The sequence below is a fragment of the Streptomyces sp. NBC_00414 genome, from assembly GCF_036038375.1.
Taxonomy (GTDB): Bacteria; Actinomycetota; Actinomycetes; order Streptomycetales; family Streptomycetaceae; genus Streptomyces.
The window spans coordinates 1,294,372-1,311,287 of sequence record NZ_CP107935.1 but is presented as its reverse complement, the minus strand read 5'-3'; the positions used below and the strand labels follow the sequence as shown (position 1 = coordinate 1,311,287).

Here is a 16,916-nt window from a genome sequence, read left to right as displayed (position 1 = left end):
AACCACCGGGCGGAGTGACCCGTATCCCTTCTCAGTACCCCGGAGGGAGAGCAGGTTGTCGACACCGTTCGACCCCGAAGAGCCGACGCGTCGTTCAGCGCTGGAACCGACCCACGTGCTGCGCCGTCGGCAGCCAGGGTCGCTGGCGGACCTGCTGCGGCAGGTGCAGGAGAAGGAACGCGACCTGGACGAGGGCTACGAGGTCGTCGCCGTACCGGGGGCGGAGGACGCCGCACCGCCCTGGGTCGCGGAGGACGACACACAGGAACTGCCGCCCGTGGCCGAGGGCGACGCCAGACCGGTGCCGCGCGACCGCCCGGCCGCGAAGGGGCCGGCCCACGGCCGCAGTACCTTCTTCCGCAACACGGCGCTCGGCGCCGCCGCGGTGGTCGCCGCGCTGGGGGGATTCAGCGCGGCCCTGCTGCTCACCTGGGACAGGGACACCGACGACGCCGCGCGGACGCCGCCTCCCGCCGCCGCCTCGTCCGCGCCGCCCGCGTCGGTCCCCGCTCCGCCGGGTGCCGACCCCGACGGCCCCGGCACCCTGCGCGAGGGCGACCGGGGTCCCGCGGTCAGCGACCTCCAGGAACGCCTGCTGCGCATCCCCGACGTGTACGAACAGGGGGCACCCAGCGGCGTGTACGACGCCACGCTGACGGCGGCGGTGGCCCGTTTCCAACTCTGGTACGGCATCAGGGGAGACGAGACGGGCGTGTACGGCAACGACACCCGCACGGACCTCGAATCCCGCACGGCACCTGGCGGGCCACCTGGAGCTTGAGGAGGCGCGCGGCGACGAGGAATCCCGGCGCTTCGCAGCGTGGCAGGGGTCGCAACTGTCTGCTCCGCAGCTCCGCAGAGAGCGACCAGTGGAACGGCAGTCGCCTCGACTCGGCGCGGCTGCCGTTGTCCTCATCACTGCTCATGGCCGCTCATCGCTGCTCCGCGTCATGCGCCCGAGTTCTCAGCGACACAGACGTACGTGGGGGGTTGCGCACCGCCCTCGTTCGGGAAATCCAGGACGCCCGGGTAGGTCGTCCTGGTGCCCGGGTAGGACCCTTCGCAGGGCTGAGGACTGTCTGAGAAGACCGAAGCGCCGTCCGCCTGGATCATCTGTCCGTCCGGGCCGACGAGGTAGGCGCCACACTGGTAACCGGCCGCGTTCATCAAGAGTGTGGCGTCCTTGCCCGCGCCGTTGCTGCTGCCCGTCCACGCAAGGCAGTAGGTGGCGCCGGGGTCCCCGCCGGTGGCAGGCTGCGAGATGACGTGGATGGCCTGGAGAGGCGCGGGGCCGCCGCACAGTCCCTCGATGTCGTCCACATGCCAGGGCGCCCCGGCCGCACAGATCTCGGCCTTCGGCTCACAACCGGCTGGGCCATCAGGCAACTTGTAGGTCACGGGCAGACAGGACGGCGCTGCTTCCACCGAGCCGGACGGTGCGGCGCTCGACGGCGAGGCCGCAGTCAGTGGCATCGGAGAGACTCCGCTGCTTCCGTGTCCGGCACCTGCGGCAGTGCGTGCCGCTTGAGGGTGCGCCTTCCCGTCCGATGTGTCGCCCGGTCCCGTCACCTGATGCAGTACCAGAGCCAGGCAGACGCCGACAACGGCCGCGACGGCTCCCACGATCATCGCCGTCCTCCAGGGGAATCGCGGCGGTCGAGGGGGTGGGGCGTGGCGGATGACGGGGATGTTCTCCAGCGTGTCGCCGTTGTGGAAGGCCAGTACTTCGTCAGAGCGCGGTGGTCGCTGCGGCGACGGTGGTGTACTCACGGTTCCCCCTGCTTGCTGCACGTGACGATCACCGTAGGCGACCTGTGTCGCACGCGAGGCGAACTGGCCGTAAGTGCAACATTGCCGTGATTCGTTCGAAGGGGCATGCACTCGTCCTGGGGGCGAGAGGTATGAGGCCGCGTTGTGCTGCACCGTGCAAAGACCTCCCGGTTTCCGCTTTCCGGCAGCGTGGGCGCACATCAATACCGCTGCCTCCTCGCAGCTACAACGCCGGGCTGCCCAAAAACCGCTTGCTGGGCCCACGTGGCCGCTGTATTGCATTGAGGCATGACTTGGATCATGGCCCCCGAAGACTTCGACTCGCGCGACGCGGCGAGTCTGCGGCGTGACTACTACGCCGACGTCGCGAGCCGCTACTGGAAGCGGCCGGCGACGTCCGAGGAGACCGACCAGGGGCTGGCTGGAGACGGAGTCGAGATGCTCACCCCGCCCACGGGACAGTTCGTCGTCGGCCGCCACGGTGGCGAGGCTGCCGCCTGCGGTGGGGTGGTCATGCTGGACGCCGAGCGTGCCGAACTCACCCGCGTCTACGTGCGGCCCGCCTTCCGCGGCCGTAGGGGCGCGAGCCTCATGCTCAACGTGCTGGAGGAAGAGGCAGGCAGGCTCGGCGCCCGCAGGATGGTCCTCAATACGCGCCTGGACCTGATCGAGGCTCGCTCGCTGTACCTACGCCACGGCTACGCCGAGATACCTGCTTACTGCACGGGCCCCTACATGGAGATCTGGTACGGCAAGGAACTCACCGGCCAGACGCCTGAGGCCCGGACACCAGCACCGCACTAGGGGAGAAGCGGGGTGACCTGGCGGCTGAGCCATGGCTTCGCGAACCGAGGAAGGGGGTGACTACTCGACGACAGCCGGCCTGGCCGCAGCACTGAGACCGCAACTGGGAGCTATCAGCTTGGGAAGCTAGGGGCTCCTGAGTCGTGGTGGTGTTCGACGGCATATTCCCGCACGTCGTCGCGGACGGCATCGGCGTCCCAGACGGCCCGGGACGGCAGATGCCGCATGCCGTGCGGGCTGTTCTCCCCGGCCCACTCGCCGGTGCTCCAGCAGTTCTTGCGCGGCAGGTCTGCAGGCAGCCCGAGCACCAGCCCGCCCGGTCCGGCGCCGGGGTTCAACACGGGCGAACCGGCCTGGCTGTGCGACCCATAAGGGCCTCGAACGCCTCCTGCCGATGGGCCGGGTCTACTCCGTGGCTGTGGCCACCGCATGATCGTTAGCCTGTACGTGCACGTGTCGGTGCTCAACAGTGGCCGCACCTTTCGAGCATGAGGAGCACCGTGCAGGCTGCCGGAGTCGACATCTACGTGAACCACCCCGTGCTGCACCTGGGGGCGACTGGCTGGGTTCCCGTCTCCCTAGTCTTGGACTCTGCACCCGCGGCCAGCTGCGACACCCACGTGGCTGTTCGGGTTCGTCCTCAGAGGGGGCTCATCAAAGTGCGTCTCTTCACACAGCCCCAAGAGCCGGAAGCGGAAGGGCCCGACCCGGATTTCACCGCGGTCTTCGACGGGTCTCTCCTGCTGCCCGACGGCCGCATCGCGGTCGGTGATGTCGAGCAACTGACCCATTTCGTACACCGCGTGGGTGACCGCGGTGAATACGGCGTGCGTGTCGCAGTGGACTCGCCGGGGCCGGACGCCGGCGCCATCGACATCACCATCACCCGCCCGAGCAAGTGACCTGCCAGGACGGGTACCTCGGCGTATGTGAGCCGCTCACCAGCGGTCCCATGCGCGAGAAGGCTCACGCGCTGCCGAGCCCCGCAGGGCGCTATCGGACGCGGGCGATTGCTGGGGTTTGCGGTGTCTGGCCGCCCAGCTGCTGTACGGCAAGATTTAGACGGGGGTGACCATGGAACGGCATGTGCTGGAGTCGCTGTTGGCCGGTGACGACGAGGCGTCCGTGAGAGCTCTCGCCGACCTCCGCGACGGCGCCACCTACCGGGTGGAAGACCGTGCACAACCCGCAGGCCGGCATGCCGGAGTCTTCACGCGCCGGCTTCAGCGCATGCGGGCGCACGGACTCGAACCTCTGGGGCTGGAACGAGCAGTGCGCCTGATCCGCGAACACGGCCGGCCCGTGCGCACAGGGCAGATCGATGCCGCCGATCGGACATGGACCACCCTGCTCTTCCTCACCGAGGGCGGCAGCGCACTGGTGGCCTGCGCCGGTCGGCCCCTGCCGTTGGTTGTCAGGGAGCCACCGCTACACGAGAACGGCCGTCAGACCCAGCCCTCCAGCGACCCCATGAACCCCTCGAAGTCGTCCCGGTGAATCGTGTGCCCGGCCCCGCGCACCGTACGGACCTCGAAATGGGTTCTCCGCAGATGCGCGGCAGCCGCCGCGCCGATCAGGAAGCTGGGATCCGCCAGCTGTACCAGCGAGGGCACCACCGGGCGGGTGGGGAGGAACCCGAGCAGTGGCCGGTCGCCCAGGAAGTGGGCCGTGGCGGGATCCCAGTCCGCGAGAGTGGCGAGTTCGACGTCGACATCGGCCTCGTCCCAGCGCGGATTGAGGGCGGCGATGTCCTCCCTCGTCGCGGTCCCGCCCGCGACGAGGGCCTGGGCGTCGATCCGACCGTCGGGCGAGGTCGTCGCCCACGCCGGATCGCTGTAGACCGCCCTTTCCGGTCGCAGTCGGTCCACCGCCAGCGCGAGCGCGAGCCCGCCCAGTGAGTGCCCGATCGCCACGTCGGCCCGTTCCGGCAGCGTGTCCACGAGATCCCGGGCGAAGAGCGCCGGACCGTACTCGCCGCGGGACGACGCCCCGTGTCCGCGCAGATCGACGGCGATCACCCGGTATCCGCGCTCGGCGAGGGCCGGTCCGACCCGGCGCCAGGTGCGGGAGTCCGACATGATTCCGTGGACGAGCAGGGCCGTCCTGTCGCCGGATCCCCAGGTACGGGTGTTCAGCCGCACGTCGCTCCCCCGCTCCCTCGCTCGCTCTCTCCACGCCGAGCCGGTCAACCACCCCGATCCGGTCACACCGGCCCCGCCCCCACCCCCGCTCCGGTCACCCGGTCACCCGGTCGGCCGGGCCACGAACTCCCAGCCCCCGTGCGTCACTTCATACACGACGAACCCGGGCTCCACCCGCACGTATTCCGCTCCGCCCGGGGCGCGTACCGCCGACCGTGCCGGTGCCGGTACATGCACCTCGGCCGTGGACCCCACCGGCACGCGCACCGAGAGCCGGACCGAGCCGTCCACGACGGACCAGGCCGCCGAGGCCTCCCCGCGGACCGTCCGGACCGAGGTGCGGGCCCAGTCCACCCCCGTACGGCCGTCGGGGCGCACCGTGAAGGTCCGGTACCCGGCGTCTCCGGGCCGCAGTCCGGCCACGTTCTCGTACAGCCACTGCACGACCGTGCCCTGGAAGTAGTGGTCCCGGGAGCGTGAGTCGAGCGGCCACATCTCCCACATGGTGTCGGCGCCGTTCTCGAACCAGTGGCCCCAACTCGGGTACGTACGCTGCGTGGCGATCGCGTGGGCCACCTCGGGGTGTCCCTGCGCGGACAGTTGGCGCAGCAGCACACTGGTGCCCAGTGCGCCGGTGTTCAGGTGGTTGCCGCGCTTCTCGATGTCGGCGAGGAGCGAGTCGACGACACTGGCCCGCGCACCCGCCGGGACCAGTCCGAAGGCGAGCGGTATGCAGTTGTTCGTCTGCCGGTAGTCGGGATCCTTCGCTGTGCGGTAGTGGCCGTCCGGGCCCAGGAAGGCGGTGTTGAAGGCCTCCTTGAGACCGGCCGCGGCGCTGCGGTAGCGATCCGCGACCGCGGTGTCGTGGAGCAGGTCCGCGAGTTCCGCCGTGCCGGTGAGTGCCCGGTGCAGATACGCCGTCGCGGTGAGCCGGGTGTCCTCGGGCGGATTGCCTCCGTACCCGGGCGGCAGATAGTCGCCGAGCGCGGTCACGGCGAGCCCGTCCTTCAGCCGGGAGATCTCCCAGTCCAGATAGCGGGTGAGGGGCGTCCAGTGGTCGCGGGCCAGCCGCTCGTCCCCGTACACGCGGTACATCTCCCGCAGCAGGAACGGGTACACCGTCGTCCACTCGGGGGACGGGCCGAGGTCGCCGTACCCCCAGCCGCCGCTCGGCACGATCACCGGCAGCTGCCCGTCCGGGTTCTGACTGTCCTTCAGGTCGCCGAGCCACTTGGAGAGGAAGCGGTGCACACCGAGGGCGTACGCCATGATCGGCGCACCCAGCTGGGCGTCACCGGTCCAGCCGTTCTTCTCGTACATGGGAGTGTCCGTCGGGATGCCGTGCAGGTTGTTCAGGAGCGTGCGCCGCATCGCGCGCTCCAGCTGCTGGTAGAACGGCACGGAGCAGGCGAACGTACCCGTCGCCTCCACCGGCGTGTGCACGACCCGCCCCAGCAGCTGCGAGGGGTCAGGCTTCGAGGGCAGCCCGCTGACCTGCACGTACCGGAAGCCCTTGTACGAGAACTTGGGCTCCCACACCTCGTCGGCACCGCCGCCCGCGCACACGTATTCGTCGGTCTGGAACCGTCCCGGTACGTGCCCGGTCTCGGCGTGCACGCTTCCGTCGGGCTTCAGCTTCTCGCCGTGGATCAGGCTCACTGTCGTCCCCGCCTCGGCGCGTACGGTCAGCCGGGTCCAGCCGGCCATCGTGCGGCCCATGTCGACCACGTACACGCCCTCGCTCAACTCCTTGACGGCGACAGGGCGTACGGTCTCGATGACCTGGATGGGGTCGTGCGGCTGTGCGCGCAGTGTGCCCTTCGGGGCTTCCCGGCGTTCCGTCTCCTGCCAGCCGCTGTCGTCGAAACCGGGGCGGGTCCAGGCCCTGGGCGCCTTGCGGGCGTCATAACTTTCGCCCGCGTAAAGGGAGTTGGAGCGCGTTGGGCCCTCGGTGATCCGCCATCTGCCGTCCGTGGCGACCGTGGTGCGTGAGCCGTCGGGGTGGTCGATCTCCAACTGGCCGAGCAGCCGCGGCTCGCCGTGCCACGGCGGGCGGTGCCAGTTCCAGACGTTCGGTGTTGTCATGCCGAAGAAGCCGCGGCCGAGGGTCACGCCGATGGCGTTGGCGCCCCGGCGCAGGTGGTCCGTCACGTCGTGCACCGCGTACAGCACGGTCTCGTCGTAGTCCGTGAAGCCGGGGTCGAGGACCTGGCGGCCGACGCGCTGACCGTTGATCTCCGCGTCGTAGTAGGCGAGTCCGCTGATGTAGAGGCGGGCGCGGGTGACGGGCTTCGCGACGTCGAACTCGCGGCGCAGCAGCGGAGCCGGCTGTTCGGGTGCCGCGATCGACACGCCGTTGCCCCAGGGACCCTGCCCGTACGGGGCGAGCACGGCCGCCCCGGGCCACGCGGAATCATCGAACTCGGGCTGCTCCCAGCCCTGTTGCCCGGTCTCGGAGCTCCGCCATCCCTCGCCCGTGACCAGCTCCACTGTGCCCGCCTGCGCTCCCGTCCCGTGCTCCACGAGAAGCCGTACGAGCAGGCCGCCGGGGTTGACCGACGCGTTGCCGCGGTTCGTGGCGAGGGCGGCGACCACCAGGGGGCCGGAGCCCGCGGCCTTCACCTCCGCCGTGACGTCGAGGAGATGGCCCTGCCGCCAGGCGTCGGTCTGTTCGGCCTGGTGCGTCACCCGGACGCCGTCGAGATACAGCGTGAAGTCGTCGTCGGCCGTAGCGAGCAGGGTTGCCCTCCGGATCTCCGCGCCCGCAGGTGGCGTCAGCGAGCCGCGGAACCAGCGGGGGCCGTTGGGCGCGTCACCGGAGGTCGCGCCGGGCGACCAGATCCAGGACGCGCCGTCGAACGTCGGCGGCTGGGGCGCGGCGGCCGCACCGATCCAGAATCCCTGCCAGGCATCCTTGGACAACGTTGTCTCCCACCAGCGCGGGGCACTCCACGCCGACGGCCGGCCCTCGCCGTCCCAGACCCTGACCTGCCAGTGGTAGCGGGTGCGCGGCTTCAGTGCGGGGCCCGCGTAGGCGATACCGACGCTGCGGTCCGACGTGACCCGGCCGGAGTCCCAGACGGCCCGCTTCCCCTCGCGCAGGCCCTTCTCGCTGAGTGCGACTCTCACGTGATAGGCGCTCTGCCGGGCTCCGCGCCCGTCGGCCGCCAACTCCCACGTGAGCCGCGGCTGTTCCACCTCCGTGCCGAGCAAGGTCTCGGCGTACTCGACGGTCGTGCGCTCGACATGCAGCCTGCCCGGCCGCGAGGCGTCGGCGCCCATGGGGGCCGACGCGGAGGCGGCGGCGGTGCCGGAGGCGAGGGCGGCGGAGGCGCTCGCTCCGGCGACCGAGCTGCGGAGGAAGGCGCGGCGGTTCCAGCCCTTGGTCATGTGAGGTCCCTTGGTTGCGTACGTGCGCGGGTGCGGGGTGCGGGTGAATCAGTGAGGGGCGGAAGGGAGACGTGGGATTGCTTGAAACGTTTCAACCTGTTGTTGAACGATCCTATGGGTGCCGCTGTGGGGCTTCAAGAGGCGTGCATGTGCCAGCATGGCGCCGTGGATTGGGGGATCCTCGAACGAGACCACGAGCTGGACCGGCTGGCCTCGGCAGCCAGGGACGCGGCCGACGGAGCCGGCTCCGTCGCGCTCGTCCACGGGGAGGCGGGCATCGGCAAGTCCAGCCTGGTGAAGGCCATGCCGGGGGTGCTGCCCGCCACGTCGCGCGTCCTGGTGGGGGAGTGCGACGACCTCGCGACGCGCCGGCCGCTCGGCCCATTCCGCGATCTCGTCGGCGGCGTCGGCGCGGAACTGGCGCGGGCGCTCACGGCGGGCGGCGACCGGCCCCGGGTGTACGACGCGCTGCGGGCGGAACTCACCGCGGCCCCGCACCCGGCCGTCCTCGTCGTCGAGGACGTGCACTGGGCCGACGAGGCCTCGCTCGACGCGCTGCGGTTCCTGGTGCACCGGGTCGAACGTCTGCCGGCCGTACTGGTCCTGACCTACCGCGACGACGAACTGGACCGCCGCCACCCCCTGCACCACCTCCTCGGCCAGGTGTCCCGAGCCGAACGCGTGCACCGCCTGCCCCTGTCCCGGCTCTCCCGGAGCGCCGTGCACACGCTCAGCGCGGTGAGCGGTCTGGACCCGGCGGAGGTGTACGCGGTCACCTCGGGCAACCCGTTCTTCGTCGCCGAGGTGGTGGCGGCCGGCGGCACCGGAGCCGTACCGCCCACAGTGGTCGACGCGGTCCTCGCCCGGCTGCGCGACCTGGACGACCGCACCCGGGACGCCCTGGAACAGCTCGCCGTGGTGCCCTCCGCGGTCGAACGCCCCCTCGTGGACGCGCTGCTGACGGACGGTGTGGCCGAGCTGGCGGTCGCCGAACAGCGCGGCCTGCTGACCGTGACACCCGAACGGGCCGGATTCCGCCATGAGTTGATCCGCCGGGCCGTCGCCGACTCGCTGCCCGCCGCACGCCGTATCGCACTCAACCGGCAGGTCCTCGCCGCACTCGTCGAGAAACCGGGCTCCGACCCGGCCCGTGTCGTCCACCACGCGGCACAGGCCGGTGACCAGGAGGCGATCGCACGCTACGGGCCCGATGCCGCCCGGGACGCCGCCGGCGCGGGCTCGCACCGGGAGGCCGCGGCCCACCTGCGGCTGGTCCTGCGGCAGCGAGACCGCTTCGAGGCGGCCGAACTCGCCGATCTGCTGGAGCGGTTCGCCATCGAGAGCTACACCATCGCCGATTCCGCGGCCGCCGTGGACGCCGAACGGGACGCGGTCGCGCTGCGCAGGTTCCTCGGCGACACCAAGGCACTCGGCGCCGACCTTCGCTGGCTCTCCCGCATCCACTGGTGGGCGGGGAACGCCGACGACGCCCAGCGCGCCGCCCGGGAGGCCATCGCCGTCCTGGAGGAGGCGGGCGACGAGCGGCTCCTCGCGCTCGCGCTCAGCAACACCTCCCAGCTCCACATGCTGTCCGAACGCACCGCCCAGGCCATCGACTTCGGCGAACGTGCCATCACCCTGGCCCGCCGTACGGGTGACGACGCGATCCTCGCGCACGCCCTCAACAACGTCGGCACCGCCCGCTGGCGCGCCGGAGACCTGCTGGGCCGCGCCCAGTTGGAGGAGAGCCTGAGGGTCGCGCTGGCCGCCGGGGAGGTCGAGCACGCCTGCCGTTCGTACGCCAACCTCATCTGGACACTGCTCGAACGCCTCGAACACACCGAGGCCGACCGTTTCCTCGCTCCCGGTATGGAGCTGGCCGACCGGGCGGAGCACGTCGGGTTCCTCAGCTACCTCCACGTGGCCATGGCGCTGCGGAAGTTCGCCGCGGGCGCCTGGGACGCGGCGGAGCGGCACGCCGAGATCGGCGCCCACGACTTCGTCCCCGCGCGCTGCCCGGCCCTGACCGTCCTCGCCCGGGTCCGGATCCGGCGCGGCCGGGACGGCGGCGACGAACTGCTCGACGAGGCCTGGGAGATCGCCGTACGCACCCGTGAACTGCAGCGCACCGGACCGGTCGCCGCGGCCCGGGCCGAGGCCGCCTGGCTCCGTGGCGATCACCAGGCGGTGGCCGAACTGGTCAGCGACACCTTCGAGCAGGCCCGCCGACTGAACGCCGTCCCGCACCGCGCCGAACTCGGCCACTGGCTCACCAGGGCCGGGCACCCCGTACCGGCGGACGGCTCGGACCACCCGTACGCCCTCCAGACCGCCGGCCGCCGGCGGGAGGCGGCCCGGGCGTGGCACGCGGCCGGCTGCCCGTACGAGCATGCCGCCGCCCTCGCCGAGAGCCCGGACCCGGACGACAAGCTCGCCGCCCTCGCGACGCTGGACGCGCTCGGCGCCGAACCCCTGGCCCGTCTGGTCCGCGCCGAGCTGCGACACCTCGGCGTACGCCGCATCCCGCGCGGGCCGCTCGCCGCCACCCGGGAGAATCCCGCCGGCCTCACCGTGCGCCAGCTCCAGGTCATGCGACTGGTGGCCCAGGGCCTCACCAACCCGGAGATCGCCGGGCGGCTCGTCGTCTCGGTCCGTACCGTCGACAACCACGTGGCCGCCGTGCTGGAGAAGCTCGGTGCCCGCACCCGGCGCGAGGCCGCCGGCCGTGCCACGGAGCTCGGAATCCTGCCGAGCCGTGAGTCGTAGGTGGAGGTACGTTGGATGCAGGCGGACCGAGGCAGGCACAGGTAGACATAGGTAGGCGAGGACGCCGAGCTGAGTGGTGGGGACGGATGTCCGAGCCCGGGCCGCCGGACTAGAACAGGCCCATCGGAGGGGCCCGGACGACGGGGCCCCGGATCGGGGGATGCCATGTCCGTCACGCCCGCACAAGCCGCCCGCCAAGAACTCACGCAGTTCGAAGGGCAGTTGACCGGCCCGGACGACTCCGGTTACCAGGAGGCCCGCGCCGTCTACAACGCGATGATCGACCGGCGGCCCGCCCTGGTGGCACGCTGCACCAGCGCCGAGGACGTGGCAGGCGTCATCGGCTTCGCCCGCGGTCACGACCTGCCGCTCGCCGTCCGCGGCGGCGGGCACCACGGGGCGGGGCTGGGGACATGCGACGACGGCGTGGTCGTCGACCTGTCCCCGCTCAAGGACATCGAGGTCGATCCCGGGGCCAGGACGGTCCGCGCCGGCGCGGGCTGCGTCTGGGGCGAGGTGGACCGCGCCACCAACGCGCACGGGCTGGCCACACCGAGCGGCATCATCTCCACCACCGGAGTCGGCGGACTCACCCTCGGCGGCGGCCTCGGCCATCTCAGCCGCAAGTGCGGGCTGACCATCGACAACCTCCTGGAGGCCGAACTCGTACTGGCCGACGGCACGCAGGTACGCGCGAGCGCCGACGAGAACGCCGACCTGTACTGGGCGATCCGCGGCGGTGGAGGCAACTTCGGAGTCGTCACCTCGTTCCGGTTCCGGCTGCACGAGGTGAGCACGGTCGTCGCGGGACCCACCTTCTGGCCCGTCGAGCTGGCGGCCGAAGTCCTCACCGCCTACCGGGACTTCATCCCTCACGCACCCCGTGAACTCAACGGCTTCTTCCTGTTCGGCGCTGTCCCGCCGGCCCCGCCCTTCCCCGAGGAGATCCAGGGCCGCAAGGCCTGCGGTGTCGTGTGGTGCTACACCGGGGACGACGCGGACGCGGCGGCCCGCCTGATGGCGCCGCTGCTCGACGCGCTTCCCGAACCGCTGCTGCACGGGCCCGCGCCGATGCCGCACCCCGCGATCCAGTCGGCATTCGACGGGCTCTACCCGCCCGGCGACCAGTGGTACTGGCGCGCCGACTTCGTCAACGAGATCCCCGGTGACGCGATCGAGCAGCACGCCAAGTTCGGTGCCGAACTGCCGACCCTGAAGTCGACGTTCCACCTGTACCCGATCGACGGCGCCGTCCACGACCTCGCACCGACGGACACCGCCTGGAGCTACCGGGACGCGCGCTGGGCCTCGGTGTACGCGGGGGTGGACCCCGACCCGGCGAACGCCGACCTCATCAGGCAGTGGACCGTCGACTACTTCGAGGCACTGCACCCGTACTCGGCGGGCGGCGCCTACGTGAACATGATGATGGACGAGGGGCAGGAGCGGGTCCGCGCGAGCTACCGCGACAACTACGCACGCCTGGCCCGGATCAAGGCCGACTACGACCCGGGCAACCTGTTCCGGCTGAACCAGAACATCCAGCCGGCGGCACGCGACTGATCCGCCGGTCGAACGTGACCGGTCCGGCCGCACGGGACCCATCGGCCGGACCGACCGGACCGGGGGCCGGACCGGCCGCCCGCAGACGGGCCCTGACACCGACGGGGGGTGTCAGGGCTTGCGGGCGACGCCTCCGTACACGTCCGTCGGCTGCGGATCGGGGCCCGGCTCGGGACGCCACAGCGGACAGGAGACGATGCCGGGCTCCAGCAGCTCCAGGCCCTCGTAGTACGCGGCGACCTGCCGCGGGCTGCGCAGCACGTACGGGACGGCGCCGGTGTCGTCGTAACCCTCCTGCGCCCGCTTCAGTTCGGCGTCGGTGTCGGTGCTGTCGTAGTGCACGAAGTAGCTGCCCGACGGCAGGGCGGCCTGGAGGCGGCGCGCTATCGACCTGGCCTCGTCGTAGTCCTGGATGTGGCCCAGGATGCCCATCAGCATCAGCGCGACGGGCTTGTCGAAGTCGAGGATCTTGCTCGCGGCCTCGATGATCCTGTCGGGCTCGTGCAGATCCGAGTCGATGTAGTCGGTGACACCCTCGGGTGTGCTGGTGAGCAGCGCCTGGGCGTGCCTCAGCACGAGCGGGTCGTTGTCCACGTAGACGATCCGGGCCTCGGGCGCCACGCGCTGGGCGACCTGGTGGGTGTTGTCGTACGTGGGCAGGCCGGTGCCGATGTCCAGGAACTGGCGAATGCCCAGCTCACCGGCGACGAACGTCACGGTGCGGATCAGATAGCCGCGGGAGGCGCGGGCCATCGTCTCGATGTTCGGGGCGATCCGGCGATAGGCGTCCCCCGCCTCCCGGTCGACCTCGTAGTTGTCCTTGCCGCCCATCCAGTAGTTCCAGATGCGGGCCGAGTGCGGCACCGTGGTGTCGATCTTGGACAAGGCGTCCTGGTCGGGAGTGTGCTGGCCTTCTGCCATGGGGATCTCCTGCCGTACGTCACCGGTCTGTCACTAACGTACCGTCAACTTCCGTCTGTATCGGCTCGGTTGACAGGCAGTGGCGTCGGGTGCGCGGATGGGCGGGCCGGGTCCGCCGGTGTCGAGGGTGACGACGGGTACGTGCTGGGCGAGGGTGCGGAACGCGCGGGCGTAGGCGTCGGCCGCCTCGGCGCTCTCTGTGTCCGCCAGGGGTGCCGGGGCCGTCGGACGGCCCGAGTCCGTCAGGTGGAGCAGGGCGCCGTCCCGTTCGGCCACGGACTCCGCGAAGTCGAGGGCCTGGATCCAGGTCACCCGGGAGTGCCCGCGGCGCAGTGGCCCGTAGACCAGTTCGTGGATGATGCCGCCGTCGACGGCCAACAGGCCCGGAGCGGCCAGGAGTTCGCGGTACGGACGGGTCGGGTCCAAGTGGTGCAGGTGTCCCCGGGAGCGCCGGATCATGAAGCCGCCACGGGCCAGCTCGGCGAGGAGCCCGGCCCTGCTGATGTCGTCGGGGCCCTCGACGACCAGTGTCCGGCACTGGGCGACGGCCTCATGGAGTGTGCGCATACCACTCCCTCCAGGACGGCGGACTTCCTCAGTCTGGCCGGGTGGCCCGCACGGCGGGAGTGCGCGTGCGGGTTGTCCGGTTGTGCGGCCGTAGTGGTGGACGCTTGTGCGGGCGAACCGGCGCGCCCCCTGGTGGGGGCGTCCGAGCGGGAGCCCCTGACACGGGGCCGGAGGGGCCGGAGGGGGCGTTGAGGCTCAGGCGACGAGGAAGTCGGCCTGGCCGGACTTCGCGCCCTCCAGGAACGAGATCATCTCGTCCCGGGTGTAGACGAGCGCGGGCCCGTCCGGATCCCTGGACTGGCGCAAGGCCACGCTCCCGTCGGGGAGCCGCTTCGCCTCGACGCAACTGCCGCCGTTGGTACCGCTCCAGGGCTTGTGCCAGCCCTCGGTGCCCAGCTCGACGGCGGGCATGCCGCTGTAGATGGGGTCCATGGACGTCATGGCTCACAACTCCTTACGCAGTTCACCCAGGATGCTCCTGGTCCGGGCGACCGGCTCCGCCTGCACGGACATCCGGTCCAGCACTTCGAGGTACGTCACGACGTCGGCGGACTGGTCGACATAGACCGAGCCGACGAGGCTTTCGGTGTAGACGACGTCGGGAAGTTCTGAGAAACCGAAGCGGAAGTAGTGGAAGGGGCCGAACGCGCCGGGGTGCGCGCCCACCGAGAAGCGCAGTATCTGGATCCGGACCTTCGGCATGTCCAGGGCCTCGTCCAGGCGGTCGATCTGGGACCGCATCACCTCGGCCCCGCCCACCGGGCGGCGCAGCACGGTCTCGTCGAGGACGGCCCAGACGGCCGGGGCGTCGGACTTGGCGAGCAGGTCCTGGCGCCGCAGCCGCAGGTCGACGCGGCGGGCGATGTCCTCCTTGGTCGCGTTGGGGAAGCCGACGTGCATCAGCGCGGCCGCGTAGTCGTGCGTCTGCAACAGGCCCGGCACGTAGTGGGGTTCGTAGAGACGTATGACGCTGGCTTCGCTCTCCAGGCTGACGTACGCGCTGAACCAGTCCGGCAGCACGTCGCGGTAGGAGTACCACCACCCGGGCCGGTTGGCCTCCCTGGCCATCGAGAGGAAGTCGTCCACCTCCGACGACGGGACACCGTAGGTGTGCAGCAGCTCCCGCACGTAGGGGATACGGAGGCCGACCTCGGCCTTCTCTATCCGGCGGACCGTCAAAGGCGTGACCTCGATGGCCCGGGCGGCCTCCTCGAAGGAGATCCCGGCCTGCTCCCGCAGGTGCCGCAGCCGCTTTCCGAGGACCATCCGCAGGACGGTCGGCGCGCTGCCGCCGGAGCGGTTGTCGCTCACGTCCTACCTCCCGGAACGGCCGTCACAGCCAGCAGTGTGCCACGCCGGGGCTGACACAGACAGAGCCGTGCGGATCGTTCTGAAATTATCAGAACGCTTGTTGCGAGTTGAGTGTGTACGCAATCATAGGGACCGAGTGACCTGTCGCACAGTCCGGCGGCTACGGCGCACAACAGCGCTCGGCCGCCGCGCACTTGACGCCGACGGGTCGGGTGAGCCCGTAAGCGGCAAGATGCGAGACCTGGATGGCCACCGTGAGCGACGGACAACCGAGGAACCCGGGCAGAAACCCCGCCGGGGCCAACAAGGCGCTGGCGGTGGCCATCAGGGACGCCGGTTGCTCGTACGCCTCGCTCGCCCTTCGCGTCAACGAACTGGGGCGCCGGCAGGGCACGGCCTCCAACTACGACAAGGCGTCGGTCACCCGCTGGCTGAACGGACAGCAACCGCGGGCGGGCACACCGGAGTTGATCGCCGCCGTCCTGTCCGAGCGACTCGGCCTGCCCGTCTCGCCCACGGACCTCGGTTTCCTGCCCGAGCAGCAGCGTCCGGTGGCGGGCAGGGCACTCGTCTACCGCGAGGACCTGGCGGACACCTTGCACACCCTGGCCGAACTCGGTTCCACGGACATCTCCCGCCGTAGCCTCCTCGGTACGGTCCCCTTCGTCGCGGGCGCCCTGATGGGCCCTCAGCGGGAGTGGCTGCTCTGGCTGGTCGAGACCCCGGAGGCCGCCCGTCTCGGCCCGGTGACCGACGGCGGCCCGGTCGAGCAGGTGCACGCCATGATCGGCATGTTCGACCAGATGGACAACCACTTCGGCGGCGGCGGAGTGCGCACCAGCATCGTGCACTACCTGTGCACGGAGGTCGTCCCCATGCTGCAGCGCCGTGGCACACCCCCGCACCGGCAGCGACTGCTGTTCGCCGCCGCGGCCCGGCTCGCCGCGATGGCGGGCTGGAGTTCGTACGACGCGGGGGAGTACGGGCTGGCGCAGCGCTACATGACCCAGGCGCTGCGGCTCTGCGCGGAGGGCCGGGACCGGGTGCTGGGCGGGCAGATCCTGGCCGGCCTCTCCCATCTGGCCACCAGCCTCGGCCGCCCGGACGAGGGGGTGGCGCTGGCCAGGGCGGGCATCGCCACCGCGAAGGACTCGGGCAGCCCGCTCGGCCTGATGCGGCTGTACGCCATGGCGGCGCGCGGCCACGCGGCACAGAACCGCGCGGGTGAGACGACCGAGGCCCTGCGTCTGGCGGAGCGGCAGCTGGACACGAGCCGGGGAGCGGCGCAGGAGTCCGTCTGGGTCCGGTTCCTCGACCACCACTATCTGCAGGCCGAATCCGCTCTGTGCTTCAGGGATCTCGGCCTGGCCGCGCAGGCGGAGCGCACGGCGGAGGAGTCGGTCGCCGCGAACGCGGAGCGGCGCAGGCGACAGGCCATCAGCCGTTCCGTGCTGGCGACCGCGCAGTTGCAGCAGAACCGGCTCGACGAGGCCATCGGCAGCGCGACCGAAGCCCTGGGCACGCTCGCGTCGGTGCACAGCGAGCGGTCCATCCAGGCGCTGCGTGACTTCCGTGACCGGCTGGCCCCCAGCCGCCATGAGCCGCTGGTCCAGGAGTTCGAGTACAAGTCCCGCCCCGTGCTGGGGGCGGCGGCATGACGAAGGCCGGCCCGGCCGCCACCGC

General features: G+C 71.1%; 14 protein-coding genes and 1 pseudogene. 7 read left to right on the top strand and 8 right to left on the bottom strand.

All coding sequences use genetic code 11. From position 1 onward, the window contains the following. The first annotated feature begins 55 nt into the window (after positions 1–55). Positions 56–781 carry a peptidoglycan-binding domain-containing protein gene (locus tag OHS59_RS05765; RefSeq protein ID WP_328492309.1) on the top strand — a complete coding sequence of 242 codons (726 nt, stop codon included), beginning with the start codon at positions 56–58 and terminating at the stop codon, positions 779–781. A gap of 167 nt (positions 782–948) precedes the next feature. Here the strand turns inward: OHS59_RS05765 and OHS59_RS05760 are convergent, their stop codons facing one another. Continuing rightward, the gene (locus tag OHS59_RS05760; protein ID WP_328492308.1) at positions 949–1,473 is read right to left on the bottom strand and encodes a hypothetical protein; all 525 of its coding nucleotides are present in this window, start codon (positions 1,471–1,473) and stop codon (positions 949–951) included. A 585-nt stretch (positions 1,474–2,058) separates the two neighbouring features. On the opposite strand from OHS59_RS05760, the gene OHS59_RS05755 reads away from it, so the two are divergent. Further along, complete coding sequence (locus OHS59_RS05755; RefSeq protein WP_328492307.1) at positions 2,059–2,574, top strand: GNAT family N-acetyltransferase; 516 nt, start codon at positions 2,059–2,061, stop codon at positions 2,572–2,574. Between the two features lie 131 nt (positions 2,575–2,705). Here the strand turns inward: OHS59_RS05755 and OHS59_RS05750 are convergent. Next, positions 2,706–2,944: pseudogene (locus tag OHS59_RS05750) on the bottom strand (IS701 family transposase); the annotation flags it as partial. A 118-nt stretch (positions 2,945–3,062) separates the two neighbouring features. On the opposite strand from OHS59_RS05750, the gene OHS59_RS05745 reads away from it, so the two are divergent. Together OHS59_RS05745 and OHS59_RS05740 are read left to right on the top strand one after the other, a co-directional pair. Further along, positions 3,063–3,476: a hypothetical protein gene (locus OHS59_RS05745; RefSeq protein WP_328492306.1), complete on the top strand. Its 414-nt coding sequence runs from the start codon at positions 3,063–3,065 to the stop codon at positions 3,474–3,476. A 172-nt stretch (positions 3,477–3,648) separates the two neighbouring features. After that, positions 3,649–4,071: a hypothetical protein gene (locus OHS59_RS05740; protein WP_328492305.1), complete on the top strand. Its 423-nt coding sequence runs from the start codon at positions 3,649–3,651 to the stop codon at positions 4,069–4,071. Here the strand turns inward: OHS59_RS05740 and OHS59_RS05735 are convergent. Together OHS59_RS05735 and OHS59_RS05730 are read right to left on the bottom strand one after the other, a co-directional pair. Next, positions 4,020–4,715 carry an alpha/beta fold hydrolase gene (locus OHS59_RS05735; RefSeq protein WP_328492304.1) on the bottom strand — a complete coding sequence of 232 codons (696 nt, stop codon included), beginning with the start codon at positions 4,713–4,715 and terminating at the stop codon, positions 4,020–4,022. The genes OHS59_RS05740 and OHS59_RS05735 overlap by 52 nt on opposite strands. Positions 4,716–4,817: 102 nt before the next feature. After that, entirely contained in the window at positions 4,818–8,105 is a 3,288-nt protein-coding gene (locus tag OHS59_RS05730) for a glycoside hydrolase family 78 protein (protein WP_328492303.1), read from the bottom strand. A 165-nt stretch (positions 8,106–8,270) separates the two neighbouring features. On the opposite strand from OHS59_RS05730, the gene OHS59_RS05725 reads away from it, so the two are divergent. After that, positions 8,271–10,871, top strand: a complete 2,601-nt coding sequence (locus OHS59_RS05725; RefSeq protein WP_328492302.1) for an ATP-binding protein — start codon at positions 8,271–8,273, stop codon at positions 10,869–10,871. 165 nt (positions 10,872–11,036) lie between these two features. Continuing rightward, positions 11,037–12,434, top strand: coding sequence for an FAD-binding oxidoreductase (locus tag OHS59_RS05720; protein WP_328492301.1), 1,398 nt, complete (start codon positions 11,037–11,039; stop codon positions 12,432–12,434). Positions 12,435–12,545: 111 nt separating this feature from the next. Here OHS59_RS05720 and OHS59_RS05715 read toward each other — a convergent pair whose 3' ends face one another. The 4 genes from OHS59_RS05715 to OHS59_RS05700 form a co-directional block, all read right to left on the bottom strand. Next, complete coding sequence (locus OHS59_RS05715) at positions 12,546–13,355, bottom strand: SAM-dependent methyltransferase (RefSeq protein WP_328492300.1); 810 nt, start codon at positions 13,353–13,355, stop codon at positions 12,546–12,548. A gap of 33 nt (positions 13,356–13,388) precedes the next feature. After that, a complete protein-coding gene (locus OHS59_RS05710; RefSeq protein WP_328492299.1) occupies positions 13,389–13,922 on the bottom strand; it encodes a hypothetical protein in 534 nt (177 codons plus the stop codon). Between the two features lie 195 nt (positions 13,923–14,117). Further along, positions 14,118–14,363, bottom strand: coding sequence for a DUF397 domain-containing protein (locus OHS59_RS05705; RefSeq protein ID WP_328492298.1), 246 nt, complete (start codon positions 14,361–14,363; stop codon positions 14,118–14,120). A 3-nt stretch (positions 14,364–14,366) separates the two neighbouring features. After that, a complete protein-coding gene (locus OHS59_RS05700; RefSeq protein WP_328492297.1) occupies positions 14,367–15,233 on the bottom strand; it encodes a helix-turn-helix domain-containing protein in 867 nt (288 codons plus the stop codon). 245 nt (positions 15,234–15,478) lie between these two features. Here OHS59_RS05700 and OHS59_RS05695 point away from each other — a divergent pair, with 245 nt between their 5' ends. Continuing rightward, positions 15,479–16,891, top strand: coding sequence for a hypothetical protein (locus OHS59_RS05695; RefSeq protein WP_328492296.1), 1,413 nt, complete (start codon positions 15,479–15,481; stop codon positions 16,889–16,891). Positions 16,892–16,916: the final 25 nt, after the last annotated feature.

Bases quoted from the DNA above. Each gene is read 5' to 3' on its own strand.
- OHS59_RS05760 (WP_328492308.1), bottom strand. From the start codon at position 1,473: ATGCCACTGACTGCGGCCTCGCCGTCGAGCGCCGCACCGTCCGGCTCG.
- OHS59_RS05755 (WP_328492307.1), top strand. From the start codon at position 2,059: ATGACTTGGATCATGGCCCCCGAAGACTTCGACTCGCGCGACGCGGCG.
- OHS59_RS05745 (WP_328492306.1), top strand. From the start codon at position 3,063: ATGAGGAGCACCGTGCAGGCTGCCGGAGTCGACATCTACGTGAACCAC.
- OHS59_RS05740 (WP_328492305.1), top strand. From the start codon at position 3,649: ATGGAACGGCATGTGCTGGAGTCGCTGTTGGCCGGTGACGACGAGGCG.
- OHS59_RS05730 (WP_328492303.1), bottom strand. From the start codon at position 8,105: ATGACCAAGGGCTGGAACCGCCGCGCCTTCCTCCGCAGCTCGGTCGCC.
- OHS59_RS05720 (WP_328492301.1), top strand. From the start codon at position 11,037: ATGTCCGTCACGCCCGCACAAGCCGCCCGCCAAGAACTCACGCAGTTC.
- OHS59_RS05715 (WP_328492300.1), bottom strand. From the start codon at position 13,355: ATGGCAGAAGGCCAGCACACTCCCGACCAGGACGCCTTGTCCAAGATC.
- OHS59_RS05710 (WP_328492299.1), bottom strand. From the start codon at position 13,922: ATGCGCACACTCCATGAGGCCGTCGCCCAGTGCCGGACACTGGTCGTC.
- OHS59_RS05705 (WP_328492298.1), bottom strand. From the start codon at position 14,363: ATGACGTCCATGGACCCCATCTACAGCGGCATGCCCGCCGTCGAGCTG.
- OHS59_RS05695 (WP_328492296.1), top strand. From the start codon at position 15,479: ATGGCCACCGTGAGCGACGGACAACCGAGGAACCCGGGCAGAAACCCC.